Source organism: Pseudomonas sivasensis (assembly GCF_021391435.1).
Taxonomy (GTDB): Bacteria; Pseudomonadota; Gammaproteobacteria; order Pseudomonadales; family Pseudomonadaceae; genus Aquipseudomonas; species Aquipseudomonas sivasensis.
Window position 1 is genome coordinate 5,827,389 of the sequence record NZ_CP090029.1, and the last position, 25,500, is coordinate 5,852,888.

The 25,500-nt window shown below is 59.9% G+C and carries 21 protein-coding genes; 12 read left to right on the forward strand and 9 right to left on the reverse strand.

The features are described from left to right. The first annotated feature begins 15 nt into the window (after nucleotides 1-15). The 9 genes from betB to yccS all read left to right on the forward strand — a co-directional run bounded on the left by betB (nucleotide 16) and on the right by yccS (nucleotide 14,043). On the forward strand, nucleotides 16-1,488 hold the full coding sequence (gene betB / locus LRO94_RS26530) for a betaine-aldehyde dehydrogenase (RefSeq protein ID WP_179179796.1): 1,473 nt from the start codon (nucleotides 16-18) through the stop codon (nucleotides 1,486-1,488). Between the two features lie 143 nt (nucleotides 1,489-1,631). Next, a complete protein-coding gene (gene betA / locus LRO94_RS26535; RefSeq protein WP_032884032.1) occupies nucleotides 1,632-3,335 on the forward strand; it encodes a choline dehydrogenase in 1,704 nt (567 codons plus the stop codon). A 203-nt stretch (nucleotides 3,336-3,538) separates the two neighbouring features. After that, a complete protein-coding gene (locus LRO94_RS26540; protein WP_179179795.1) occupies nucleotides 3,539-4,981 on the forward strand; it encodes a TldD/PmbA family protein in 1,443 nt (480 codons plus the stop codon). After that, entirely contained in the window at nucleotides 4,981-6,297 is a 1,317-nt protein-coding gene (locus LRO94_RS26545; protein ID WP_122754258.1) for a TldD/PmbA family protein, read from the forward strand. The genes LRO94_RS26540 and LRO94_RS26545 overlap by 1 nt, the downstream gene beginning before the upstream one ends. Nucleotides 6,298-6,480: 183 nt before the next feature. Continuing rightward, nucleotides 6,481-7,371 carry an alpha/beta fold hydrolase gene (locus LRO94_RS26550; RefSeq protein ID WP_179179794.1) on the forward strand — a complete coding sequence of 297 codons (891 nt, stop codon included), beginning with the start codon at nucleotides 6,481-6,483 and terminating at the stop codon, nucleotides 7,369-7,371. Nucleotides 7,372-7,406: 35 nt separating this feature from the next. Further along, nucleotides 7,407-8,834 carry a multidrug transporter subunit MdtD gene (gene mdtD / locus LRO94_RS26555; protein ID WP_032884036.1) on the forward strand — a complete coding sequence of 476 codons (1,428 nt, stop codon included), beginning with the start codon at nucleotides 7,407-7,409 and terminating at the stop codon, nucleotides 8,832-8,834. 130 nt (nucleotides 8,835-8,964) lie between these two features. Continuing rightward, nucleotides 8,965-10,302 (forward strand): ATP-dependent RNA helicase DbpA, encoded by a 1,338-nt coding sequence (gene dbpA / locus LRO94_RS26560; RefSeq protein WP_233897098.1) that lies wholly within the window; start codon nucleotides 8,965-8,967, stop codon nucleotides 10,300-10,302. 158 nt (nucleotides 10,303-10,460) lie between these two features. Next, nucleotides 10,461-11,639 carry a BaiN/RdsA family NAD(P)/FAD-dependent oxidoreductase gene (locus tag LRO94_RS26565; RefSeq protein ID WP_032884038.1) on the forward strand — a complete coding sequence of 393 codons (1,179 nt, stop codon included), beginning with the start codon at nucleotides 10,461-10,463 and terminating at the stop codon, nucleotides 11,637-11,639. 220 nt (nucleotides 11,640-11,859) lie between these two features. Further along, a complete protein-coding gene (gene yccS, locus LRO94_RS26570) occupies nucleotides 11,860-14,043 on the forward strand; it encodes a YccS family putative transporter (protein ID WP_032884039.1) in 2,184 nt (727 codons plus the stop codon). Between the two features lie 109 nt (nucleotides 14,044-14,152). Here the strand turns inward: yccS and LRO94_RS26575 are convergent, their stop codons facing one another. Further along, complete coding sequence (locus tag LRO94_RS26575; protein ID WP_179179793.1) at nucleotides 14,153-14,890, reverse strand: substrate-binding periplasmic protein; 738 nt, start codon at nucleotides 14,888-14,890, stop codon at nucleotides 14,153-14,155. Between the two features lie 201 nt (nucleotides 14,891-15,091). On the opposite strand from LRO94_RS26575, the gene LRO94_RS26580 reads away from it, so the two are divergent. Beyond that, nucleotides 15,092-15,544, forward strand: a complete 453-nt coding sequence (locus LRO94_RS26580) for a GNAT family N-acetyltransferase (protein WP_179179792.1) — start codon at nucleotides 15,092-15,094, stop codon at nucleotides 15,542-15,544. Nucleotides 15,545-15,649: 105 nt separating this feature from the next. Here the strand turns inward: LRO94_RS26580 and LRO94_RS26585 are convergent, their stop codons facing one another. The 3 genes from LRO94_RS26585 to LRO94_RS26595 are packed head-to-tail and all read right to left on the reverse strand — an operon-like array spanning nucleotide 15,650 to nucleotide 18,615. After that, nucleotides 15,650-15,946 (reverse strand): winged helix-turn-helix domain-containing protein, encoded by a 297-nt coding sequence (locus LRO94_RS26585; RefSeq protein WP_032884042.1) that lies wholly within the window; start codon nucleotides 15,944-15,946, stop codon nucleotides 15,650-15,652. Between the two features lie 19 nt (nucleotides 15,947-15,965). Further along, nucleotides 15,966-16,466, reverse strand: coding sequence for a M48 metallopeptidase family protein (locus LRO94_RS26590; protein ID WP_032884043.1), 501 nt, complete (start codon nucleotides 16,464-16,466; stop codon nucleotides 15,966-15,968). Nucleotides 16,467-16,509: 43 nt separating this feature from the next. Then, on the reverse strand, nucleotides 16,510-18,615 hold the full coding sequence (locus LRO94_RS26595) for a putative bifunctional diguanylate cyclase/phosphodiesterase (protein WP_032884044.1): 2,106 nt from the start codon (nucleotides 18,613-18,615) through the stop codon (nucleotides 16,510-16,512). 308 nt (nucleotides 18,616-18,923) lie between these two features. On the opposite strand from LRO94_RS26595, the gene LRO94_RS26600 reads away from it, so the two are divergent. Together LRO94_RS26600 and LRO94_RS26605 are read left to right on the forward strand one after the other, a co-directional pair. Beyond that, complete coding sequence (locus tag LRO94_RS26600) at nucleotides 18,924-19,589, forward strand: polysaccharide lyase family 7 protein (RefSeq protein WP_032884045.1); 666 nt, start codon at nucleotides 18,924-18,926, stop codon at nucleotides 19,587-19,589. A gap of 647 nt (nucleotides 19,590-20,236) precedes the next feature. Continuing rightward, a complete protein-coding gene (locus LRO94_RS26605) occupies nucleotides 20,237-21,013 on the forward strand; it encodes a hypothetical protein (RefSeq protein ID WP_032884048.1) in 777 nt (258 codons plus the stop codon). 117 nt (nucleotides 21,014-21,130) lie between these two features. Here LRO94_RS26605 and fba read toward each other — a convergent pair whose 3' ends face one another. The 5 genes from fba to epd form a co-directional block, all read right to left on the reverse strand. After that, entirely contained in the window at nucleotides 21,131-22,195 is a 1,065-nt protein-coding gene (gene fba, locus LRO94_RS26610) for a class II fructose-bisphosphate aldolase (protein ID WP_032884050.1), read from the reverse strand. 272 nt (nucleotides 22,196-22,467) lie between these two features. Further along, entirely contained in the window at nucleotides 22,468-22,800 is a 333-nt protein-coding gene (locus LRO94_RS26615) for an MliC family protein (protein WP_017531025.1), read from the reverse strand. Between the two features lie 60 nt (nucleotides 22,801-22,860). Beyond that, a complete protein-coding gene (locus tag LRO94_RS26620; RefSeq protein ID WP_032884051.1) occupies nucleotides 22,861-23,088 on the reverse strand; it encodes a hypothetical protein in 228 nt (75 codons plus the stop codon). A 29-nt stretch (nucleotides 23,089-23,117) separates the two neighbouring features. Continuing rightward, entirely contained in the window at nucleotides 23,118-24,281 is a 1,164-nt protein-coding gene (locus tag LRO94_RS26625) for a phosphoglycerate kinase (protein ID WP_032884052.1), read from the reverse strand. 26 nt (nucleotides 24,282-24,307) lie between these two features. Continuing rightward, nucleotides 24,308-25,363, reverse strand: coding sequence for an erythrose-4-phosphate dehydrogenase (epd, locus tag LRO94_RS26630; RefSeq protein ID WP_032884053.1), 1,056 nt, complete (start codon nucleotides 25,361-25,363; stop codon nucleotides 24,308-24,310). Nucleotides 25,364-25,500 lie beyond the last annotated feature (137 nt).

Consider the following 25,500-nt stretch of genomic DNA (forward strand, 5'->3'; position numbering starts at 1 on the left):
ACTTGCGAGGACTTTATGGCCCGTTTCGACCTGCAAAAACTCTACATTGACGGCGGCTACAGCGACGCTGGCAGCGATGCCACCTTCGAAGCCATCAACCCGGCTAACGGTGAAGTTCTCGCCCAAGTGCAACGCGCAACGAAAGAAGACGTTGAACGTGCCGTGGTCAGCGCTGAAAAAGGCCAGAAAATCTGGGCCGCCATGACCGCCATGGAGCGTTCGCGCATCCTGCGTCGTGCCGTCGATATCCTGCGCGAGCGCAACGACGAGCTGGCCGCCCTGGAAACTCTGGACACCGGCAAATCCTTCTCCGAAACCAAGTACGTCGACATCGTCACCGGCGCTGACGTATTGGAATACTACGCAGGCCTGCTGCCAGCCATCGAAGGCGAGCAGATCCCACTGCGCGACACCTCGTTTGTCTACACCCGCCGCGAGCCGCTGGGCGTGGTCGCCGGTATCGGCGCCTGGAACTACCCGATCCAGATCGCCCTGTGGAAATCCGCACCGGCCCTGGCTGCCGGTAACGCGATGATCTTCAAGCCAAGCGAAGTCACTTCGCTGACCACCTTGAAACTGGCCGAGATCTACACCGAGGCTGGCGTTCCAGCCGGCGTGTTCAACGTACTGACCGGCAGCGGCCGTGAAGTCGGCACCTGGCTGACCGAGCACCCACGCATCGAGAAAGTCTCGTTCACCGGCGGCACCGACACCGGCAAGAAAGTCATGGCCAGCGCGTCGAGCTCTTCGCTCAAAGAAGTGACCATGGAACTGGGCGGCAAGTCGCCGCTGATCGTGTTCGAAGACGCCGACCTGGATCGTGCGGCCGACATCGCGATGATGGCCAACTTCTACAGCTCCGGTCAGGTCTGCACCAACGGCACTCGTGTGTTCGTGCCTAAGCACCTGCAAGCGGCGTTCGAAGCCAAGATCGTTGAGCGTGTTGCGCGCATCCGCGTTGGCGACCCGCAAGACGACAACACCAACTTCGGTCCGCTGGTCAGCTTCGCCCACATGGAAAGCGTGCTGGGCTACATCGCCAAAGGCAAAGAACAAGGCGCCCGCCTGCTGTGCGGCGGCGACCGCCTGACCGACGGCGACTTCGCCAAAGGCGCATTCGTGGCACCGACTGTCTTCACCGACTGCACCGACGACATGGTGATCGTGCGTGAAGAAATCTTCGGCCCGGTGATGAGCATCCTCACCTACGAAACCGAAGAAGAAGTGATCCGCCGCGCCAACGACACCGACTTCGGTCTGGCCGCCGGCCTGGTCACCAAAGACCTGAACCGCGCTCACCGCGTGATTCATCAACTGGAAGCGGGTATCTGCTGGATCAACGCTTGGGGCGAGTCCGACGCAAAAATGCCGGTCGGCGGCTACAAGCAATCGGGTGTTGGCCGTGAGAACGGCATCAGCTCGCTGAATAACTTCACCCGCATCAAATCGGTACAGGTTGAGCTGGGCGATTACGCCTCGGTGTTCTAAGACCCGAGCCTTGCGTTGCCTTTGAGGCCGCCATCGGGGGCAAGCCCCCTCCCACCTTTGACGGTGTGAACCCGATCACATGTGGGAGGGGGCTTGCCCCCGATGAGGCCCGACCTGACCACACATCAAAGAGGGTGCATTCAATGTCCCAAGAATACGACTACATCATTGTGGGTGCCGGCTCCGCCGGTAATACCCTGGCGACCCGTCTGACCGAAGACGAAGGCGTCACCGTCCTGCTGCTGGAAGCCGGCGGCCCCGACTACCGCCTCGACTTCCGTACCCAAATGCCCGCCGCCCTGGCGTTCCCACTGCAAGGCCGCCGCTACAACTGGGCCTACGAGACCGATCCAGAGCCACACATGGACGGCCGTCGGATGGAATGCGGTCGCGGCAAGGGCCTGGGTGGCTCTTCGCTGATCAACGGCATGTGCTACATCCGCGGCAACGCCATGGACTACGACAACTGGTCGAAGCTGCCAGGTCTGGAAGACTGGAGCTACCTCGATTGCCTGCCGTATTTCCGCAAGGCTGAAACCCGCGACATCGGCCCGAACGACTGGCATGGCGGCGATGGCCCGGTCAGCGTGACCACGCCTAAAGCCGGCAATAACCCGCTGTTCCACGCCATGGTTGAAGCGGGCGTGCAGGCCGGTTACCCGCGTACCGAAGACTTGAACGGCTACCAGCAGGAAGGCTTCGGCCCGATGGACCGTACCGTCACGCCGAACGGCCGTCGCGCCAGCACCGCGCGCGGTTACCTGGACACGGCCAAGAAGCGTTCGACCCTGACCATCGTCACCCACGCCCTCACCGACAAAGTCTTGTTCGAAGGCAAGCGTGCCGTTGGCGTGCGTTACCTGATCGGTGCCGCCGAAGAGCGCGTTGAAGCCCGTGCGCGTAAAGAAGTGCTGGTGTGCAGCGGCGCAATCGCTTCGCCGCAACTGCTGCAACGCTCCGGCGTGGGCCCGGCCAAATTGCTGGAAAGCCTCGACATCCCGGTGGTCCATGACCTGCCTGGCGTCGGCGAAAACCTGCAGGACCACCTTGAGCTGTACCTGCAATATGCGTGCACTCAGCCGGTGTCGCTGTACCCGTCGCTGCTCTGGTACAACCAGCCGGCTATCGGTGCCGAATGGCTGTTCAACGGCACCGGTATCGGCGCCAGCAACCAGTTCGAAGCGGGCGGTTTTATCCGTACCCGTGAAGAATTCGAATGGCCGAACATCCAGTACCACTTCCTGCCGGTAGCGATTAACTACAACGGCAGCAACGGTGTGAAAGAGCACGGTTTCCAGGCACACATGGGCTCCATGCGCTCGCCGAGCCGTGGCCGCGTACAACTGAAGTCGAAGAACCCACGGGACTACCCGAGCATCCTCTTCAACTACATGGCCACCGAGCAGGACTGGCAGGAATTCCGCGATGGCATTCGCCTGACCCGTGAAATCATGCAGCAGCCGGCCCTCGATCAATACCGTGGCCGCGAAATCAGCCCGGGCATCGACGTGCAAACCGATGAGCAGTTGGACAAGTTCATCCGCGAGCACGCCGAAACCGCGTTCCACCCCTCCTGCTCGTGCAAGATGGGCACCGACGAAATGGCCGTGGTGGATGGCGAAGGTCGCGTGCATGGCATGCAAGGTCTGCGTGTGGTCGATGCCTCGATCATGCCGATCATCACCACCGGTAACCTGAACGCGCCGACGATCATGATCGCCGAGAAAATCGCCGACAAGATCCGTGGTCGCCAGCCGCTGCCGCGCAGCACGGCGGATTACTACGTGGCAGGCGATGCGCCGGTGCGTGGCAAGCCGTTGCGTGAAGTGGGGCCAACTGCGCAGTAACTGATTCACTGCGGTGCCTTCATCGGGGGCAAGCCCCCTCCCACATTTGAATGTATTCACAAATCAAATGTGGGAGAGGGCTTGCCCCCGATAGGGCCCTATCAGGCACTGCAAACCTTACCTCTACACTTTCCTTGATCAGCCCCCAGCCCAGGCCTACTCTGTTTGCCTGCCCGCGCTGAGCTGCCCACAAGGAAGGCCCCATGTTCGAACACCACGCCACACTCAAACGGCATTTCAGTGCCCTGCGCACTACCGCCGATTTCTTCTCCCTACGCTACGTTCGCGAATCCGGCCAGTACCTGTCGGTGCGCAAGAACGTCGCCGAACCGCCACACTTGAGCAACGACGAAGGCGCCATGCTCACCGTGCGTCTCAACGGTGTCGAAGCCTACGCCGCGACCAACGACATTTCCCTTGCCGGCCTGCAAGCCGCCCTTGAGCGCGCCGAACAGCAAGCCCGGCAAATCAAGCCTCACGCCCTGCTGGATGTGCGCGACCAACACGTCTCCAGCGACATCGCCGACTATCTGTCGCCTGACCTCGACCAAGCCTTCCCGTCCCTAAGTGACTGCTATCACCTGCTTGGCGACGAATCGGCCGCCGTGCCCAAGGACGAGCGCCTGGTCAGTTGGGACGTCAGCCTGGGTCTGACCCACGTCGAGCAGATCTACCTCAATACTGCCGGCGCCGAGCTGCGCCAGGCCCAGCGTTTTGTGTTCCCTGGCATCAACGTTACAGCCTTTGACGGCAACGACAGCCAGACCCGCACCCTCGGCGGCAGCAACTTTGGCCAACAAGGCGGGTTTGAGGTGATCAACCGTTTCGGCCTGGTCGGCGCGGCCCCGCGCATTGCCGACGAAGCCCTGCAACTGCTGCTGGCGCCGAACACGCCCCAAGGCCCGCGCGACCTGCTGCTGATGCCTGACCAGATGATCCTGCAGATCCACGAGTCCATCGGCCACCCGCTGGAACTGGACCGTATTCTCGGCGACGAGCGCAACTACGCCGGCACCAGTTTTGTGAAGGCCAGCGACTTTGGCCACCTGCAATACGGCTCCAAGCTGCTCAATGTGACGTTCGACCCGAACATTCCCGAGCAGCTCGCCAGCTACAGCCATGACGACGACGGCACGGCCGCCAGCAAGCAATTCCTGATACGCGAAGGGCTGTTGATCAAGCCGCTGGGTGGGGCGCTGTCGCAATTTCGATCCGGCATGAGCGGCGTAGCCAACAGCCGCGCCAGCAGTTGGAACCGCGCGCCGATCGACCGCATGGCCAACCTGAATATCGAGGCCGGCGACAAGAGCCTGGCGCAACTGATTGGCGGCATCGAAAACGGCATCCTGATGTCGACGAACCGTTCATGGTCCATCGACGATGCGCGCAACAAATTCCAGTTCGGCTGCGAATGGGGCCAGTTGATTGAAAACGGTGAGCTCAAGGGCGTGGTGAAGAATCCCAACTACCGAGCTATTTCCGCGCAGTTCTGGCGCAAGCTCAGCGCCGTGGGTGACGCCAGCACCACCAAGGTGCTGGGCACGCCGAACTGCGGCAAGGGCGAACCCAACCAGGTGATCCGTGTCGGCCACGCCTCACCCGCGTGTGTGTTCAGCAACATTGACGTATTTGGGGGAGATGCCTGATGAATACCTTCAAGGCATTGGTGGAGTGGCTCAAGCAGGCCATCACCGAAAAGGAACAATTTCACCTGAGCTATGCGGCCGAGGCGTCCGAATTCGTGCGGTTCAACCACGCCAAGGTGCGCCAGGCCGGACAAGTGCAACAGGCCAGCCTCAACCTGAAACTGATCAACGATGGCCGCCACGCCGACCTCGCTATCACCCTGGCTGGCACGCCTGAGCTGGACCGCCAGCGCCTCGCCGATGGCCTGCAACAACTGCGCGAAACCTTGCCGTTGCTGCCCCATGACCCATATCTGTTGCTCAACCACGATGCCTGGCACAGCCACAACGAACAGGCCCAGCCGCTGCCCGACCTGGCCCTCGTGCTGGAGGACATCAGCCAGGCCGCTGACGGCGTGGACTTGGTCGGCATCTACGCCGCCGGGCCGATCAGCCGTGGCTTTGCCAGTTCCGATGGGGCATTCGGCTGGCACCAGGCCAATAGCTTCAACTTCGACTTCAGTCTGTTCCATGCCAACGGCGAAGCGGTAAAGGCAAACTATGCCGGGCACACGTGGGACAGCGCCGAGTTCGCCCGCCGCTTGCAACAGGCCCGCAACCAGCTTGAGTTCCTCGGTCGACCGTTGCACACCCTGGCGCCCGGGCAGTATCGCGCCTACCTCGCCCCGGCGGCGCTGGAAGAAATCATCAGCATCATCACTTGGGGTGGTTTCTCCGCACAGGCCATCGCCAGCAAAGGCAGCTCACTGCAAAAGCTGTACGCGGGCGAGCAACACCTCAGCCCGTTGGTAACAGTGAACGAACACGTCAGCGGCTCCCTGAGCCAGGCGTTTTCCAGCGAGGGCTACCCGCGCGGCGATGTCACGTTGATCAACGCGGGCAAGGCCGAAGGCCAACTGGTGAACTCGCGCAGTGCCGCCGAATATGGTCTCAGCACCAACGGCGCCAGCAGCGACGAATCCCCCAGTGCCTTGCAGATGGCAGCGGGCAGCCTGGCCGAAGCTGACATCCTCAAACAACTCGGCACCGGGCTGTACATCAGCAACCTGTGGTACCTGAACTATTCAGACCTGCCCGCCGCCCGCCTCACCGGCATGACGCGCTTCGCCACGTTCTGGGTGGAAGACGGCGAGATCAAGGCGCCGGTCAGCACCATGCGGTTTGATGACAGCGTCTACAGCCTGCTCGGCTCGCAGTTGGAAGCCCTCACCGCTGAGCGCGAGTTGCTGCTGTCGGCCAGCACCTACGGACAGCGCAACACTGCATCCAACCTGTTGCCGGGGGCCTTGGTAAAACGCCTGACCCTGACTCTCTAAACATCAAATGCCTGTGGGAGGAGCCCCTCCCACAGTGTTTTGTGCTGATTTCAGACATCCCGATTTCGGCCCTTCCTACCGTAAATTCTCTTCCTGTCCGTTTGCACGGGCGGCCTGTTGTCGCCTGCAAAAAACCTCGCTATAACAGCTAGTGGCATACCGCCACATACTGGAAGTACTGCGATGAACCATGGAAGTTTCGTCATACAAAAGCTGTTCAAACACTACAACGTTCACATGGAGCAACTGGGTCACGACCCGCAAAAGAAAACGGTACTGATGGTCAATGGCGCGCTCTCCACCACCCGCTCCTTCGCCCGCACCAGCAAATGCCTGGCCGAGCATTTCAATGTGCTGCTCTTCGATTTGCCATTCTCCGGCTATTCCCGCGAGCACAACACCGACCTGGACCTAGTGACCAAAGACGACGAAGTGCAGATGCTGCGCGCCCTGGTGGAACGCTTCGAGGTCAACCACCTGGTATCGGCCTCCTGGGGTGGCATCTCCACGCTGCTGACCCTCGCGCACAACCCGCCGTCCATCGAAAGCTCTGTGGTGATGGCCCTGGCGCCCAACCTCAACCAACCCATGCTCGACTACGTGGAGCGCGTGCGTGTGCTGATCGAGGCCGATGACAAATCCGCTGTCGGCCACTTGCTCAACGAGACGGTCGGCAAATACCTCTCGCCCCGGCTCAAACGAAATAACCACCGTCACCTGTCGACCATGGCCACCACCGAGTACCGCCAGGCGCGCTTCCATATCCATCAGGTACTCGGTCTGGGCGACGGCAACTACCTGCCAGCACTGCGGCAGATTGAAACGCCGGTGCATTTCCTCAACGGCGCCCTGGACGAATACACCCCGGCCGCCGAAGCCCAGCTGTTCAAGCATTACGTGGCCCGCAGCAGCTTTGCAGTGGCCGAGCACACCGGTCATTTGCTTGATCTGGAGTCCCGCGAGGCCGCGTTATCGGTGCACCGCGCGCTGCTGAATTTTTTGGTGGGCGAGCACGCGGTGTTGTCGGACTTAGACGAACCGCCAGTGGGAAAAAGCGCGACGAATAGCGCATAATCGCCAACACATAGCCTGCTAACAAAAGGGTTCCCATGCCGAATCGCGTCCCGCTCGATGACAAGACCGCCCGCTGGCTCCCCTGGGTGGTGGCGATTGCCTTCTTCATGCAGTCGCTGGACGGGACGATTCTGAATACGGCGCTGCCGGCAATGGCGCGGGACCTCGCCGAGAACCCGCTGCGTATGCAAGGTGTGGTGATCGCCTACATGCTCACCGTCGCCCTGCTGATCCCGGCGTCCGGCTGGATTGCCGACCGCTTCGGCACTAAGAAAATCTTCTTTGGCGCGATCATGCTGTTCAGCATCGGCTCCTTGCTGTGCGCCTTGTCCAGCAGCCTGACCATGCTGGTGGGTGCGCGGGTGATCCAAGGCTTGGGCGGCGCGCTGATGCTGCCGGTCGGAAGGCTGGTCGTTCTCCGTGCTTACCCGCGCTCCGAGCTCGTGCGGATCATGGGCTTCATCACCATTCCTGGCCTGCTCGGCCCATTGCTCGGCCCAACCATGGGCGGCTGGATGGTGCAATACCTGACGTGGCACTGGATCTTCCTGATCAACCTGCCGGTGGGCATGATCGGCTGCTACGCCGTGTGGAAATTCATCCCCGACCTGCGCGGCAGCGAGCGCACACGCTTCGATGGCCTCGGCTTTTTGCTGTTCGGCGCGGCGATGGTGTTGATCACCATCGCGATGGAAGGCCTGGGCGAACTGCACTTGCCGCACCTGCGGGTGATGTTGCTGCTGTTCGGCGGGCTGGCGTGCCTGGCGGCGTATTGGCTGCGGGCCGGGCATATCGACAATGCGCTGTTCTCGCCGGTGCTGTTCAAGACGCGCACGTTTGCGGTGGGCATTCTGGGCAACCTGTTCGCCCGCTTGGGCAGCGGCGCGCTGCCGTTCCTGGTGCCGCTGTTGTTGCAGGTAGCGCTGGGTTATTCGCCATCGCAAGCCGGTATGAGCATGCTGCCCCTGGCGGCGGCGGCGATGTTTGCCAAGTCCGTAGCACGTCCGTTGATCGAGCGCCTGGGTTATCGCATCGTGCTCACCGGCAATACCCTGGCGCTGGGGATGATGCTCGCCAGCATGGGCCTGGTTACGGAACAGACGCCCTACCCTTTGCTGCTGGGCATGCTCGCGGTGCTGGGGGCGATCAACTCCCTGCAATTCACCGCCATGAACACCGTGACCCTGATCGACCTCGACGACGCTCAGGCCAGCAGCGGCAACAGTTTGCTTTCGGTGGTGGCGCAACTGTCTCTGAGCCTGGGCGTGGCCTGCGCCGGTGCGCTGCTCGGCGGCTTCACTGCCGAATCGGGCAATGATGGCGTGGAAAGTGTGTTGGGCGCCTTCCAGTTGACCTTCCTCACCGTGGGCATCATGGCGATGCTGGCGGCGGCGATCTTCCTGCAACTGTCGCCAACAGACGGCAAACGGGTGGTCAACCCGGACCAACATATCGAGCATTAAGCGGCGTCTCGTCTAGAACTTGCGGGGAAATTCCCACAGGGCTGGTACACTGCGCGACATTTTGTTTTGCAGAGCCAGTCCCGTGACTACCATCGCCACCGCTTTTAATACTTTGCCCCTGTCCGCCGCCATGCTGGCTAATCTCGACTCGCTGGGTTATGTCGAGATGACGCAGATCCAGGCGCAAAGCTTGCCGGTGATCCTCAAAGGGCTGGACCTGATTGCCCAGGCCAAGACCGGCAGCGGCAAGACCGCTGCATTCGGTATCGGCCTGTTGAACCCGATCAACCCGCGCTACTTCGGCTGCCAAGCGCTGGTGATGTGCCCGACGCGTGAACTGGCCGACCAGGTCGCCAAGGAAATCCGTCGCCTGGCCCGCGCCGAAGACAACATCAAGGTCCTGACCCTGTGCGGCGGCGTGTCCCTCGGTCCGCAGATCGCCTCCCTTGAGCACGGCGCCCACGTAATCGTCGGCACCCCGGGCCGCATCCAGCAACACCTGCGCAAAGGTTCGCTGGTGCTGGACGGCTTGAACACCCTGATCCTCGACGAAGCCGACCGCATGCTCGACATGGGCTTCTACGACGCGATCGAAGACATCATCAGCAAGACCCCACCACGCCGCCAAACCCTCCTGTTCTCGGCCACCTACCCGGTGAGCATCAAGCAGCTGGCCTCGAAGTTCATGCGCGCGCCGCAGCAAGTGAAAGCCGAAGCGTTCCACTCCGACGACCAGATCGAGCAGCGTTTCTACGAGATCTCCCCGGAAGAACGCATGGACGCCGTGACCAAGGTGCTGGCGCATTTCCGCCCGGCTTCCTGCGTGGCGTTCTGCTTCACCAAGCAGCAAGTACAGGAAACCGTCGATCACCTGACGTCCAAGGGCATTTCCGCCGTTGGCCTGCATGGCGACCTGGAACAGCGCGACCGTGACCAGGTGCTGGCGATGTTCGCCAACCGCAGCACCTCGGTACTGGTCGCCACCGACGTCGCCGCCCGTGGCCTGGACATTGACGCGCTGGACATGGTGATCAACGTCGAACTGGCCCGCGATTCGGAAATCCATATTCACCGCGTCGGCCGTACCGGTCGTGCGGGCGAGACCGGCATCGCAATCAGCCTGGTGGCGCCGTCCGAAGCGCACCGCGCCCAAGCCATCGAGCAACTGCAGAAGTCGCCGCTGAACTGGGACCAACTGGACAACCTCAAGCCGCAAAGCGGCGGTCCGTTGCTGCCGGTGATGAGCACCCTGTGCATCGCCGCAGGCCGTAAAGACAAAGTGCGTCCGGGCGACATCCTCGGCGCACTGACCGGCGAAGCCGGCATCCCGGGCGCCCAGGTCGGCAAGATCGCGATCTTTGACTTCCAGGCCTTTGTGGCTGTTGAGCGCGGAATCGCCAAGCAAGCGTTGCAGCGCCTGAATGACGGCAAGATCAAAGGCCGTTCGTTGCGCGTTCGGATCCTGTAACACCATCTCTGCACCAATGGAGATCCAATGTGGGAGGGGGCTTGCCCCCGATAGCGGAGTGTCAGTCAATATAGATGTGACTGAACCGCCGCTATCGGGGGCAAGCCCCCTCCCACATTAATTGCATTCCAAATCAGAATTTGTATGAGGACACCGTTTTGCGCTCGACCGAAGTTGTGATCATTGGCGCCGGCGCCGCAGGCTTGATGTGCGCACTGACCGCCGCCGGGCGCGGGCGCAAGGTGATGCTGATCGACCATGCGAACAAGGCCGGCAAGAAGATCCTGATGTCCGGCGGTGGCCGCTGCAATTTCACCAATATGTACACAGAGCCGGCCAACTTCCTCTCGCACAACGCGCACTTCTGCAAATCCGCCCTGGCCCGCTACACCCAGTGGGACTTTATCGGGCTGGTGGCCAAGCACGGCGTGCCGTATCACGAGAAGAAGCTGGGCCAGTTGTTCTGCGATAACAAGTCCAGCGACATCCTCGGCATGCTGCTCGACGAATGCATCCAGACCGGCGTGAGCATGCACTTGGACACCTCGATCCAGGAGATTGCCAAGGTCGACGGCGGCTACCAGTTGCAAACCACGCTGGGTGAGTTGCGCTGCGAATCCCTGGTGATCGCCACCGGCGGCTTGTCGATTCCGACCCTGGGCGCCACCGGTTTTGGTTATCAAGTGGCCAAGCAATTCGGTCACGAACTGCTGCCAACCCGCGCCGGACTGGTGCCGTTCACCATCACTGATCAGCTCAAGGACTTGTGCGGCGAGTTGTCCGGCACCTCCGTGGACTGTCTGGTCAGCTGCAACGACCAGAGCTTTCGCGAGAACATTCTGTTTACCCACCGTGGCCTGAGCGGTCCGGCGATCTTGCAGATTTCCTCCTATTGGGAATCCGGCGACACCGTGGAAATCAACCTGCTGCCCGACCACGACGCCCACACCTGGCTGCAACAGCAACAGGTCGAGCGCCCCAACAGCGAGCTGAAAACCCTGCTGGGTGAGATCTTCACCAAGAAGATGGCCAACCTGCTGGCGGACACCTGGTTTGCGTCCAAGCCGATGAAGCAGTACACCCACGCCGAAATAGCCGACATCGCGCAGAAGCTGGGGAGCTGGCAGCTGGTGCCGGCGGGCACCGAGGGCTATCGCACCGCCGAGGTGACGTTGGGTGGGGTGGACACGCGGGAAGTGTCGTCCAAAACCATGGAATCGCTGAAAAGCCCTGGCTTGTACTTTATTGGCGAAGTACTGGACGTGACCGGTCACCTGGGCGGGTTTAACTTCCAGTGGGCGTGGGCCTCCGGTTACGCGGCCGCGCAGTTTGTTTGATACGACGCAGTAAAAAATGTGGGAGGGGGCTTGCCCCCGATAGCGGTGTATCAATCACCGATATTCTGGCTGACACACTGCAATCGGGGGCAAGTCCCCTCCCACATTTTGATTTGAGGTGTGCCTGCGAATAATTTGTTGTCAGATGTGATCACCACCCTTGCCGTGGCGTCACTGATGGCTCAATTTAACGGCATCGTCCCGGAAGACTCACGACTTCATGTCATCGACCTCGTTCAAGCAGTCTATGCGGCGCCTGTGGGCGCTGGATAAATTCAGTTACAGCATTCGGGTATTCATCGCCCTCACCGGCAGCATGGCGCTGTGCTGGTATCAGGATGAAATGACGCTGCTGATCCCGCTGTTCCTGGGGATTATCGCCAGCGCCCTGGCTGAGACCGACGACAGTTGGCAGGGCCGCCTCAATGCCCTGGCAGTAACGCTGGTGTGCTTCAGCATCGCCGCGCTGTCGGTGGAATTGCTGTTCCCATACCCCTGGATTTTCGCCATCTCCCTGGCTCTGGCGACGTTCGGCCTGACGATGCTCGGGGCGCTGGGCGAACGCTATGGCGCGATTGCGTCGGCCACGTTAATCCTGTCGGTCTACACCATGATCGGCGTGGACCAGCGCGGCGGCGCCGTCAGTGATTTCTGGCATGAGCCGTTGCTGCTGGTGGCCGGTGCGGCCTGGTACGGCGCGTTGTCGGTGCTGTGGCAGGCGCTGTTTTCCAACCAGCCAGTGCAGCAGAGCCTGGCGCGGCTGTTCCGCGAGTTGGGACGCTACCTCAAGCTTAAGTCGTCGCTGTTTGAACCGATCCGCCAGTTGGATGTGGAGGCGCGCCGCCTGGAACTTGCCCAGCAAAATGGCCGGGTGGTGGCCGCGCTGAATGCCGCGAAAGAAATCATCCTGCACCGCGTGGGCAATGGCCGACCGGGGTCGAAGGTCAGTCGCTACCTCAAGCTGTACTTCCTGGCCCAGGACATCCACGAACGCGCCAGCTCATCCCACTACCCTTACAACGCCCTGGCCGATGCGTTCTTCCACAGCGATGTGCTGTTCCGCTGTCAGCGCTTGCTGCGCCAACAAGGCAAGGCCTGCCAGGCCCTGGCCGAGTCGATCCAACTGCGCCAACCGTTCATCTATGACGACAGCTTCGCCGAAGCACTGAGCGACCTGAACGCCTCCCTGGAACACTTGCGCATCCAGAGCAACCCGGCCTGGCGCGGCCTGCTGCGTTCGTTGCGCGCCCTGGCGGCCAACCTGTCCACCCTTGACCGCCTGCTCGGCGACGCGAGCAACCCCGACGCCCTGGCCGACGCCACCGACAGCAACCTGTTGGACCGCGCGCCGCGCAACCTCAAAGAAATGTGGACGCGCCTGCGCACCCAACTCACGCCGACGTCGCTGCTGTTCCGACACGCGTTGCGCCTGTCACTGGCGCTGACCATCGGCTACGGCACCTTGCATGCCATCCACGCCTCCCAAGGTTATTGGATCATCCTCACCACCCTGTTTGTGTGCCAGCCCAACTACGGTGCGACGCGGCGCAAGCTCGGCCAGCGGATCATCGGCACCGCTATCGGCCTCACCGTGGCCTGGGCGCTGTTCGACCTGTTCCCAAGCCCCTTGGTGCAATCGATGTTCGCCATCGCTGCCGGCCTGGTGTTCTTTATCAACCGCACCACCCGCTACACCCTGGCCACAGCAGCAATCACCCTGATGGTGCTGTTCTGCTTTAACCAGGTGGGGGATGGCTACGGGCTGTTTTTGCCACGGCTGTTCGATACTTTGCTCGGCAGTTTGATCGCCGGCTTGGCCGTGTTCCTGTTCCTGCCGGACTGGCAAGGCCGTCGCCTGAACAAAGTGCTGGCCAACACCCTGACCTGCAACAGCATCTACCTGCGCCAGATCATGCAGCAATACGCCGCCGGCAAAAGCGACGACCTGGCCTATCGCCTGGCCCGCCGCAACGCGCACAACGCCGATGCGGCGCTGTCCACCACGCTGGCGAACATGTTGATGGAGCCGGGGCATTTTCGTAAGGAGGCGGATGTGGGCTTCCGTTTCCTGGTGTTGTCCCACACCTTGCTCAGCTACTTGTCAGGCCTCGGAGCCCACCGCGATACGCCATTGCCGGCTGAGGTGCGCGAGCATCTGATCGACGGCGCGGGTAAAACCCTCGCTGCGAGCATCGATGAAATCGCGACTGGTTTGGCCAACAAGCAACCCATTGCGATCCAAAGCGACGCCGAGGAAGCCCTGGCGGCGGACTTGGAGCAGATGCCGGATGAGATTGATGAAGGGCAGCGATTGGTGCAGACACAGTTGGCCTTGATTTGCCGGCAGTTGGGGCCGTTGCGCACCTTGGCGGCGCACCTGATCAAAGATACCAGCGCGGCTTAGGCCGCTATCGGGGGCAAGCCCCTCCCACACTTGATCGGATTCACACGGTCCAAATGTGGGAGGGGCGGTACGACGATTCGACTTGCTCCCGATGAGGCCCGCACAGGCACTACATGCCATGGGCCTTCATCAACCGCGCATAACTGCCATCGACCTTCATCTTGGCAATCTCGCGGTCAAAGCTCGCCACAATCTGCGCGTGCTCAGGGTTCTTCAGGCTCACCAGAATATGCAGGCTGTTTTCACTCAGCGGCTGTGGCAGGAACTCCACCGTATTGCGCACCCGGGCCGACTCCCGTGCCAGGTAAAAGCGCGCCACATATTCATCCTCCACCGTCAGCCGCACCCGCTGCGCCGCCAGCATGCGCACGGCCATGGCGAAGTTATGCACAGGCACTTTCTGCAACTGCGCATCCCCATCGAACGCCGCTGAATACGCATAACCACGTACCACCGCGATGGGATAGTCGTGCAGTTGCTGCAGGTTCTGAAACTCGATGGGGTCGTCACGGCGCTTGATAAAACGCACGCGGTTGAGCAGGTATTCGCCGGAGAATTGCCCCAAGTGCGTACGCGCGTCGTCGTACCAGGCGTTGACCAGCACGTCATAGCGCCCGTCACCCACGCCCATCAGCGCGCGAGCCCAGGGCACCTGCTGGAAATCGCTGGCATAGCCCGCGCGCGCCAAGGCCGTGCTGACAATATCAGTGGCCAAGCCCCCGTTGATCAGCGTGGCATCGGTAAAGGGCGGCCAGGCATCCGCGACCAGGCGCAGGCGCTGTGCACATGCAGGCGTTGCCAGCAGCAACACTCCAATCAAAGCAACGGCACGAGAGAATCGCGGCATGCTCAAAATCCTTGGCGGACAGGCGGTGGCCTTAGCTCAGGCTGCGCCTGAGGTTCTAACATTAGCTCAGATTACACAAAGAAACGGCCGCCGCCTGCACTCAATAGTGGCAAATTGATTTCATTCACAAAAATAGTTGATTTAGACACCGAAGCCCGTCGCGCCTACTATCCAGAACAGACATTTACGAGAGAACACACCATGACAGTCGATTGGGTCTGCAAACATCACACCGACCTGGGCAAGGAGCAGCTATACGCCATCCTGCGCTTGCGCTGCGAGGTTTTCGTTGTCGAGCAGAAGTGCGTTTATCAGGACATCGACGGGCAGGATCTGACGGGTGATACCCACCATCTGATGGCTTGGAAAGACGATGAACTGATGGCCTACCTGCGCCTACTGGATCCGGAATCCCAAGGTGGCGATGTGGTTATCGGTCGGGTGATCGTCGCACCGGCGGCACGGGGTACCGGGCTGGGGCACAAGATGATGGAGGAAACCCTCAGGCAGATTGATGAGATCTGGCCTGAGACGCCGATATTCCTGTCAGCCCAGGCGCATTTGCAGGGCTATTACGGGCGGTATGGGTTTGTGGTGGCGGGTGAGGAATACCTGGAGGATGACATTCCACATATTGGTATGCGGCGCGCTTAAGGCCGCCATCGGGGGCAAGCCCCCTCCCACAGTTTGAATGTGTGAATACATTCAAATGTGGGAGGGGGCTTGCTCCCGATAGCGCCAGACCAGCCACCGCCAAACTCAGGGATAACCCAGAACCCGCTTGATCTGGTCGAGATTCACCTCGATCCACCCCCGATCAATCGCGCCCCAGTCGCGAATCCGATAGTGCCCGGCATGGTTGCGGGCGCCGTCTTCCTGTTCGAATTCACACACGATATCCAGGTCAGCCAACGCCGCAATCGTGTCCTGCGCCGTTCGCCGGGGCATGCCGGTGACGTCGGTCAGCGCCGGCACGCTGCTGGCGAGCCCGCTGTCGATCAGGTACGCCACGTACAGGCGGCGGTAGAAGCTGCTTTTGGTCTTGCTCACATCCATGGTCAGTCGCCTTGTGCGTTCAGGGCTTGCCCTGCAGGTCGCGATACGTGAGGTACACCCGCAGGTCGAATTCCACCTGGTGGTAGCCCGGCATCATGTAATCGCAGAGTTTATAGAACGCCTTGTTGTGGTCCGATTCCTTAAAGTGCGCCAGCTCGTGCACCACGATCATGCGCAAAAATTCTGGAGCGGCGTCCTTGAACAGCGAAGCAATGCGGATCTCTTTCTTGGATTTGAGGTTGCCGCCCTGCACCCGCGAAATCGTGGTGTGCAGCCCGAGGGCGCGGTGGGTCAGATCCAGGCGGTTATCGAACAGCACTTTGTCGATCGCTGGCGCATTGCGCAGGTGTTCCTGCTTCAACGCCAGTGCGTAGGCGTACAGGGCTTTGTCGCTCTGCACCGCATGACGCTCGGGATAACGCTGCTCCAGGTAAGCGCCCAACTGGTCCTTGGCGATCAGTTGACGGACTTGCTCCTGGAGGGCTGCGGGGTAAGCCTGGAGGTATTTCAGCGCGGTCATTGAGGTCTGCAACAGGGTTCGAATGGGCGCCAGTGTAGCGAATTCAGCGCAGGCGGGCGCGTGACCAGTCGACCACTTCGTCGGCCATCAGGGGGTGCGCCGCCCACGGTCCCTGGATAAATGGGCAGCCATGGGCTTTGAGCCACTGAGCTTGCTCCTGAGTTTCCACACCCTCGGCCACCACCAGCACGTCAAAATGCCCGCACAGTTCGATAATGCTGCGTGCCATCGCTGCGTCCCTCACCGACCCCGGCAGGCGCGCGACTAATTGCGGATCGAGTTTGAGGGTGTCGAACTCCAAGTCACGCAGATGCGCCAGGGAACATTGTCCCGAACCAAAGTCATCCAAAGCGATGCGCACCCCGATTCGGCGCAATAACTTGAGCTGCTTGGTGGCCTCTTCCAAGCTACTCATCAGGCAATCCTCGCCGATTTCCACCTCCAACTGCCCAACCTGAAGCCCATGTCGCTCCATCACCTGCTGCAACTGGTTAGCCAGGTTGGGCATATTGAACTGGCTGCTACTCAGGCTGACGCTCAGCACCAATTCATCGTCGAAGGTGCTTTGCCACACCTGACGCTGGGCAGCGACCTGTTGATAAATCCACGCGCTCAGCTGGCTGATCAGTCGCGCTTCCTCCAGCAGCGGTAGAAACAGCCCAGGCGGTACATCGCCGACGCTGGGGTGTTGCCAACGCAATAACGCCTCGACACCGCGCAGGCGCCCATCCGCCAGAGAGACCTGAGGCTGGTAGACCAGGGTGAAATCCTTGTTTTGAATGGCCGTACGCACGCTGTCTTCGAGCATCAGCCGCGAGCGCGCGCGGCCGTTCATTTCCTGGTCGTAATAGCGATACTGCTGACGGCCCGCGCGCTTGGCTTCGTACATGGCGATGTCGGCCGCACGCAGCAAACCATTCAGGTCCGAACCGCAGTCCGGGAAGGTCGCAATGCCAATGCTCACGCCGAGCATCACATCCAAACCGTCAACCTGCTGACACACGGAGACTCGTTCGATCAGTTTTTCCGAAATTTTTGCTGCCTGCTCTGGGAACTCCAACTCCAGCAGCGCAGTAAATTCATCACCGCCCATGCGGCCGATAATGTCGTAGGAGCGCAAGCCGCCCTGCAATTGCTCCGAAACCCAGCGTAAAACCCGGTCGCCCGCATCATGGCCCAAAGAATCGTTGACGCGCTTGAAACCGTCGAGGTCCAGGTACAGCAACACCAAGGACTGCTCTGTGCGCTCACTGCGCAACAGCGTGTTTTCCACAGCCTGGTGGAAGCCGCGTCGATTCAGCAGCCCGGTCAGCGGGTCGGTAACGGCTTGGAATTCCAACTGCTGATGCAGGTGGCGCACTTCGGACATATCCAGCACCGTCACCACCATGGCCTTCTGTTCGGCGGGCAGTGGCGCGCAGGACAACGCCGCCGGCACCTGCTGGCCACGGCCGGTGCGCAGAAGCGCATCGTGCAGGCGCCAGGTTTCGCCCTTGCGGTAACCGGCGTACATCTGCGAATCCAGCCACGTGGGCACATGGGGCTTTTGCATGAAACTCAGGAATTCCTGGCCCTGCAACTCTTGGATCGGGGCATTGAGCAGGCGCGAGATCGCCGGGTTGGCGTATTCGATCACGCCCTCCTCACTCACCACCAGGATGCCCTCGGCGGCGTTATCCAACACCGAGGCATTAAAGGCCCGGGCTGACTCCAGATCATGGCTCAGGCGCTGCAAGGCCCGGCGAATGCGCTGGTGCTCCAGCAACGCCTGGACCTTGGGCTTGAGAATATGCGGGTCGAAGGGTTTGAACAGGTAGTCGATGGCGCCACTGGCATAGCCTTCCAGCACCGCGGCGGGCGACTGGGCGTTGGCACTCAGGAAGATAATAGGGGTCATGCGTGTGCGCTGGTTGCCACGCATCAGGCGGGCGACTTCAAAGCCGTCCATGCCGGGCATCATTACATCCAGCAATACCAGGTCCACTTCATGCTGCAGCAGCACCTCCAGAGCTTCCAACCCGGATTCCGCGGTGACCACCTGCCAGTCATCACGTTGTAGCAGCGCACGCATGCTGATCAGGTTTTCCGGGTAGTCATCGACGACCAGAAGAACCGAACTGCCATCGCCATGAGGTGGAGCGCATTCCATGCTGGGTCTCTTCCTTAGGTCTACTCCGGTCACTTCTGAGAGAAAACGCGGATAAACATTGAGGGCTCACTCTAGCCCTGGATACTGAAAATCAGAAGTGACGTGGATACCATCATTGCGCCAAAGTTCACTCAGCCGACTAACGGTCAACCTCTACAGCCCACGGTTCATGGGAAACATGGCTTTTTGGCATTCATTTGGCGCCAATAAATTGCCAGCAAATGTTTAACAACAGGCCGGCCACCGCCTATAAAGAACCTGTAAGGCCCACGGGCCAAAGCCTTCACCCCCTGTAAAAGGCCAACGCCATGATCGACCTCTCCACTTGGAACCTGAGCATTCCGGTCGGCTCGCCCCCCGCGACTATCGACACCCCAAAGCTGCTCAGCGGCTTCAACGACCAGTACTTCCAGGCCGAAGGCAGCAACGTGCAGTTCTGGACACCCGTCACCGGCACCCGCACCGAAAACGCCATCTACCCACGCAGTGAGCTGCGCGAAACTTACGCCGACGGGCGCTTGCGAAACTGGACCTACCCCGAAGCCGACAACTTCCTGCGCGCCACCTTGGCCGTGAACCAAGTACCGTCCAGCGGCAAGATCGTCATCGGCCAGATCCACGCCTATGACAGCCAAAAACCGCTGATCAAGCTCGAATACCAGTTCAAGGAAAAGACCCAGACCGGCAACATCGTCGCCAAAGTGCGCATGCGCCCGGATGAAGGTGAAAGCCGCGTGGTCATCGTCGCGTCCAATGTGCCGCTGGAGAAAAGCTTTACCTACGTGATCAACCTCAACAAAGCCGGGCTGCTCAGCGTGTACGCCGCCGACAGTGAATGGAACGAGCGCATTGGCGCAGCGTGGGGCAGCAAGCCGCTGTACTTCAAGGCCGGCGCGTATGTGCAGGACAACAGTGGGGACAGCAAGGAAGGCGCGAAGGTGACCTTTGCGAAGTTGGATATAGACCACGAATAACCAGACCAGCTAATTTCGCTGAGACATCATCCGATCAGCGTAAGGACTACTTCCGGGTAAACGCCTCCCTCTGTGAGAAGCAATACTGTTCTTCCTTAACTGGACAGCATTGCCTCTGCGGGGGCAGGTGCAACGATTATTCACTTGGCTTTTCAAGCGGAACGGTAATAGGTGCCGGACCTTTGGGCTTTACGGGCGTTGGCTCGGGAGCGTCTTCCGGCGGAAGTCGAGCGGGCGCTGGCCCCTTTGGAGAAACCGGTTTTTGGGTACTCATGCATAGCACTCCTGTGATTGGCTTTTACAGCCTTAGAATGGCGCGCCAGCAGATAGAAACAACTGTTAGAACTAACAGTCGCTTATAGTTTTTAGCAATAAACCCTGACATGCAGACTCGCTCTTCTTTGAAGATCAGCGCTCAGTTCACGTGGGTTCGTTTCTTATAAGCAAATTAAATTTCGCGCATCGCAAAATCGTATAAAAAACTGTTAAACCTGACAGGTTTCAATAGCCACCCCCTTACTCCAAACTACCTGCCACGACGTGATAAAAGCAATTAGTAAAGCACTCAACTCATTTTAACAGCAGCGCCAGTCACTTAAACCTCAACACCTACAACTCAGTTATCCAAAAAATCAAGGAGCACTCCAATGAGCAATATCCCTCCGACGATCCAAACCATAGACGGCACGGCAGTGTCGCTAAACGGTAGAAATTTCGCTAAACGCTCTTTCAAAATCACAGGCACTGGTTTTCCTGGTCAACTACAGGTTCGATTTAGTGCTACCGGCAGCAAGGTCGTGGACACAATAACAATTGCGCCAGATGCGAGATTTTCCGCCACCATAATGGCTCCCGTCCCAGGCCCTGTCACTTTGACGCTTACGGAAACGGACGCAAACCCAAAAGAGGTTTCGATAAATCTTGAGGTGGACAAAACAATCATAGAAAACTTTGAACATGAACAACTTAGATATGCCACCGATGAAGAGTTCGTAACCAAAAACTTTTTAAAATTCAGACCTCATGGCGGCATTGGTAGGTCTTTCAAGTTATCCATAGAGGCCATGAGCAGGACCAACCTTCTAACGAACTTCATCGATGATGCTACGCGCGAAGCAAATTTTCCAGACATCGTTTATTCTTTCAGATCACCAGACCCCAAGAACACATCAGTTGAGATCTCTTTACGCGGAAAAGATGACACCTACATTAAATTTAACAGAATGAGTTTTTCATACGTCTCTGCTGGCGACGTGTATTTCTCATGGTCTGATGGAACAAGCACTGTGCCAATAAAAAAAGCAACTACGGGTTTAGACAAGTTCACCTTCGCCACCTCAAACATGGCGTATATCCTTGTAACGACCACGCCAACGAGTTCGGCCTATTTTGTAGCGGGAAAATTTGAATTGGACCCTGTATAACGCGCTAAACCCGCTCAAACTAAAAACCCGTCTCACGACGGGTTTTTATATAAACTAACGAACATTACGTCCAGCTGAAACCCGCATCGCTGCGGGCTTCTTTTAAACGACCAAGGCTCAATTCACCTTAGCGTTCAACTCACCTTTCAGGTAACGCTGGTACATCGCTTCCAGCGAGATCGGCTTGATCTTCGAGCCGTTGCCGGCAGTGCCGAAGGCTTCGTAGCGAGCGATACACACATCACGCATCGCGGTCACGGTGGCGCCGAAGAATTTACGTGGGTCGAATTCGCTCGGGTTGGTGGCCATCAGGCGACGCATTGCGCCGGTGGACGCCAGGCGCAGGTCGGTGTCGATGTTGACCTTGCGCACGCCGTGCTTGATGCCTTCAACGATTTCTTCAACCGGTACGCCGTAGGTTTCTTTGATGTCGCCGCCGTACTGGTTGATGATCGCCAGCCACTCTTGCGGGACCGAGGAAGAACCGTGCATCACCAAGTGGGTGTTAGGGATGCGCTTATGGATTTCCTTGATGCGGTCGATGGCCAGCACGTCGCCGGTAGGCGGCTTGGTGAACTTGTAGGCGCCGTGGCTGGTGCCGATGGCGATGGCCAGGGCATCGACCTGGGTCTTCTTGACGAAGTCAGCGGCTTCTTCCGGATCGGTCAGCATTTGGCTGTGATCAAGCACGCCTTCGGCGCCGATGCCGTCTTCTTCGCCGGCCATACCGGTCTCCAGAGAACCCAGGCAGCCCAGTTCGCCTTCAACCGAGACGCCGCAGGCGTGAGCCAGGGCTACGGTTTGCTGGGTTACGCGCACGTTGTATTCGTAGTCGGTTGGGGTCTTGCCGTCTTCGCCGAGGGAGCCGTCCATCATCACCGAGCTGAAGCCCAGTTGGATGGAGCGCTGGCACACGTCTGGGCTGGTGCCGTGGTCCTGGTGCATGCACACCGGGATGTGCGGAAATTCTTCGATTGCGGCGAGGATCAGGTGACGCAGGAATGGAGCACCGGCGTATTTGCGGGCACCGGCCGAAGCCTGGACGATCACTGGGGAGTCGGTCTTGTCAGCGGCTTCCATGATGGCGCGCATCTGCTCAAGGTTGTTGACGTTAAAGGCTGGGACGCCGTAGCCGAACTCGGCTGCGTGGTCCAGCATTTGACGCATGCTGATAAGTGCCATTGTGTTGTCTCTCCCGGTCGAGGGTCGTTAATCGTGCAAGCCTGCCGTAGCGGCGGCTGCTATTCAAGTTATTGCCGGTCAGGTTTTGCATGCCTGGCCTGCTGAATCGTTATTGCAGTGTCCGGCTCGCCATTTGGAACCGAATCAATGTGGGAGGGGGCTTGCTCCCGATAGCGATCTATCAGTCGCTGACTTCGGTGACTGACCCACCGCAATCGGGAGCAAGCCCCCTCCCACATTTGGATCTCAATACATTCGAGACCGTGTTCTGTTTACTGGGCCTTGCAGCCCCGCCCGATCAAATCGTCGGTGGCAACCCAGTAAACCAGGCCTTCCTCACCTTTGGTGTGAAACGCCAACTGGTCGTTGCTGTACAGCACGCCCGAAGCGGCAACGTCCTGTTTAAGGCGGTAAACCTGGTCGGAACCGCCGAGGCGTACATCCACCTCGCTACGGGCCTGGTTGGCAAATCGCCAGTTGACCTCGGCCTTGCTGTCGCAGGTCCAAGTGGTCCACTTATCGGCAGGCTCTGCCTTGTTGAACATGTTCATGCTGCTGCAACCGGCCAGTAGGGCCAGAGCTGCCAGGGCGAAAACGCCTTTCATTGCCAATCCTCGCAGCGGCGCCAGAGGCCGCCGATGCTGTCGGTTAGTTGATCAGACCCGTCAAGGGCAACCCTGTTCCTGACCGTTGGGCGCGGAGTCGTATTTCTCCAGCCGTTCGTTGCCGATGCGCTTGTTGATCACCGGCATGGTCTCGGCTTGCCAATCGGCCTGGTAGCAGCTCTTTTTCTGCACAGGCAACGGCTTTCCAGCCTCCTGCGCCGCGCTTGGCGTGCTGCCGCAGCCGGCCAGAAGGCCCGCTGCGATCAACAGTGCCAACGACTTGATCATGGGAATGCTCCTTTTCCTGATCACGGGCCTTAGCCTTTGGCTCGGGCTTCCAACACTTCAACGGCGGGCAGCACTTTGCCTTCGACGAATTCAAGGAACGCGCCGCCACCGGTAGAAATGTAGGAGATACGGTCAGCCACACCATATTTGTCGATGGCCGCCAGGGTGTCGCCACCGCCGGCGATGGAGAACGCCGAGCTTTCAGCGATGGCATTGGCCAGCACTTTGGTGCCGTTGCCGAACTGGTCAAACTCGAACACGCCGACCGGGCCGTTCCACAGAATGGTCTGGGAGGCTTTCAGCAGTTCGGCGAAGTTGGCTGCGGTTTGCGGACCGATGTCCAGGATCATGTCGTCGGCAGCCACGTCAGCGATGAGCTTGACGGTGGCGGCGGCGCTTTCAGCGAATTCCTTGGCAACCACCACGTCAACCGGCAACGGCACACTGACCTTGGCAGCGATGGCGCGAGCGGTATCCAGCAGGTCCGGTTCATACAGGGACTTGCCCACCGGGTGGCCGGCTGCGGCCAGGAAGGTGTTGGCGATGCCACCACCGACGATCAATTGGTTGCAGATCTGGCTGAGGCTGTTGAGCACGTCCAGCTTGGTGGACACCTTGGAGCCAGCCACGATGGCAGCCATCGGCTGAGCCGGTGCGCCGAGGGCCTTGCCCAGTGCATCCAGTTCAGCAGCCAGCAGCGGGCCAGCAGCCGCGACCTTGGCGAACTTGGCCACGCCGTGGGTGGAGCCCTCAGCACGGTGAGCCGTACCGAACGCATCCATCACAAATACGTCGCACAGGGCTGCGTATTGCTGGGCCAGTTCGTCGCTGTTCTTTTTCTCGCCTTTGTTGAAGCGCACGTTTTCGAACAGCACGATGTCGCCGGCCTTGACGTCAACGCCACCCAAGTAGTCAGACACCAACGGCACTGTGCGGCCCAGGGCCTCACTCAGGTAATCGGCCACAGGCTTGAGGCTGTTTTCTTCCGAGAACTCACCTTCGGTCGGACGACCCAGGTGGGAGCAGACCATTACGGCCGCGCCTTTTTCCAGGGCCAGCTTGATGGTCGGCAGCGAAGCCCGGATTCGCGCATCGCTGGTGACAACACCGTCCTTGACTGGGACGTTGAGGTCTTCGCGAATCAGTACGCGCTTACCTTGCAGATCGAGGTCGGTCATCTTCAACACGGTCATGGGTCGCAGTTCCTGAATTGACTTATTTAAAGGGCAGGTTTTGATGAGGCAACGTGCAGATAGTGTTCTGCAACATCCAGCATGCGGTTGGCAAAACCCCATTCGTTATCGAACCAGGCCAGGATATTCACCAGCCTCGGGCCGGAAACGCGGGTCTGGCTGGCATCGACAATTGCCGAATGCGGGTCATGGTTGAAGTCACAACTGGCGTGGGGCAACTCGGTGTAGGCCAGTAAGCCTTTGAGCGGGCCGCTGGTGGCGGCATCGCGCAGAATCCGGTTGACCTCCACCGCATCGGTGTCGCTGACGGTTTGCATGGTGATGTCCAGGCAAGACACGTTTACCGTCGGCACCCGTACGGCTTTGGCCTGAATTCGCCCGGCAAGTTCCGGCAGCAGGCGTTCGATGCCACGGGCCAGGCCGGTGGACACCGGAATCACCGACTGGAACGCCGAACGCGTACGGCGCAGGTCTTCGTGGTGATAGGCGTCGATCACTGGCTGGTCGTTCATCGCCGAGTGGATGGTGGTGATCGATACGTAATCGATGCCAATCGCCTGATCCAACAGGCGTAACAGCGGCACGCTGCAGTTGGTGGTGCAAGAGGCGTTGGACACCAGCAGCTCGTGGCCGGTCAGGCAATCCTGGTTGATGCCATAGACGATGGTGGCGTCGACATCCGCCTCGCTGGCCATCGGCTGGGAAAACAGCACACGCGGCGCGCCGGCGTCGAGAAAACGCTGGCCATCGGCGCGGGTGTTATAGGCACCGGAGCATTCCAACACCAGGTCGACGCCCAGCGCCGCCCAGTCGATGCCCTCGGGGGTGGCACTGCGCAGTACTTTTACGCAGTCGCCTTTGATATGCAGACAATCGCCCTCAACCCGCACTTCGCCGGGGAAGCGGCCGTGGGTGGAGTCAAAGCGTGTCAGGTATTCGATGCTGGCCATGTCGGCCAAATCGTTGATCGCGACAATTTCAAACCCCGCTGCCGCCCCTCGCTCGAACAGAGCACGCAAGACGCAACGACCAATGCGGCCGTAGCCGTTGAGTGCAACTTTGTAGGGACGCGGTTGGGGCATGGGGTTCTCGATCAAGGTTAGTTCGGTGCTGAATGCACTATCGCCATCGCGGGCAAGCCCGCTCCCACATTAGACCGCGATCCAAATGTGGGAGCGGGCTTGCCCGCGATAGCGCCAGTTCAGACAACGCAGACTGA

Bases quoted from the DNA above. Each gene is read 5' to 3' on its own strand.
- betB (WP_179179796.1), top strand. From the start codon at position 16: ATGGCCCGTTTCGACCTGCAAAAACTCTACATTGACGGCGGCTACAGC.
- betA (WP_032884032.1), top strand. From the start codon at position 1,632: ATGTCCCAAGAATACGACTACATCATTGTGGGTGCCGGCTCCGCCGGT.
- LRO94_RS26540 (WP_179179795.1), top strand. From the start codon at position 3,539: ATGTTCGAACACCACGCCACACTCAAACGGCATTTCAGTGCCCTGCGC.
- LRO94_RS26545 (WP_122754258.1), top strand. From the start codon at position 4,981: ATGAATACCTTCAAGGCATTGGTGGAGTGGCTCAAGCAGGCCATCACC.
- LRO94_RS26550 (WP_179179794.1), top strand. From the start codon at position 6,481: ATGAACCATGGAAGTTTCGTCATACAAAAGCTGTTCAAACACTACAAC.
- mdtD (WP_032884036.1), top strand. From the start codon at position 7,407: ATGCCGAATCGCGTCCCGCTCGATGACAAGACCGCCCGCTGGCTCCCC.
- dbpA (WP_233897098.1), top strand. From the start codon at position 8,965: ATGCTGGCTAATCTCGACTCGCTGGGTTATGTCGAGATGACGCAGATC.
- yccS (WP_032884039.1), top strand. From the start codon at position 11,860: ATGTCATCGACCTCGTTCAAGCAGTCTATGCGGCGCCTGTGGGCGCTG.
- LRO94_RS26575 (WP_179179793.1), bottom strand. From the start codon at position 14,890: ATGCCGCGATTCTCTCGTGCCGTTGCTTTGATTGGAGTGTTGCTGCTG.
- LRO94_RS26580 (WP_179179792.1), top strand. From the start codon at position 15,092: ATGACAGTCGATTGGGTCTGCAAACATCACACCGACCTGGGCAAGGAG.
- LRO94_RS26585 (WP_032884042.1), bottom strand. From the start codon at position 15,946: ATGGATGTGAGCAAGACCAAAAGCAGCTTCTACCGCCGCCTGTACGTG.
- LRO94_RS26590 (WP_032884043.1), bottom strand. From the start codon at position 16,466: ATGACCGCGCTGAAATACCTCCAGGCTTACCCCGCAGCCCTCCAGGAG.
- LRO94_RS26595 (WP_032884044.1), bottom strand. From the start codon at position 18,615: ATGGAATGCGCTCCACCTCATGGCGATGGCAGTTCGGTTCTTCTGGTC.
- LRO94_RS26600 (WP_032884045.1), top strand. From the start codon at position 18,924: ATGATCGACCTCTCCACTTGGAACCTGAGCATTCCGGTCGGCTCGCCC.
- LRO94_RS26605 (WP_032884048.1), top strand. From the start codon at position 20,237: ATGAGCAATATCCCTCCGACGATCCAAACCATAGACGGCACGGCAGTG.
- fba (WP_032884050.1), bottom strand. From the start codon at position 22,195: ATGGCACTTATCAGCATGCGTCAAATGCTGGACCACGCAGCCGAGTTC.
- LRO94_RS26615 (WP_017531025.1), bottom strand. From the start codon at position 22,800: ATGAAAGGCGTTTTCGCCCTGGCAGCTCTGGCCCTACTGGCCGGTTGC.
- LRO94_RS26620 (WP_032884051.1), bottom strand. From the start codon at position 23,088: ATGATCAAGTCGTTGGCACTGTTGATCGCAGCGGGCCTTCTGGCCGGC.
- LRO94_RS26625 (WP_032884052.1), bottom strand. From the start codon at position 24,281: ATGACCGTGTTGAAGATGACCGACCTCGATCTGCAAGGTAAGCGCGTA.
- epd (WP_032884053.1), bottom strand. From the start codon at position 25,363: ATGCCCCAACCGCGTCCCTACAAAGTTGCACTCAACGGCTACGGCCGC.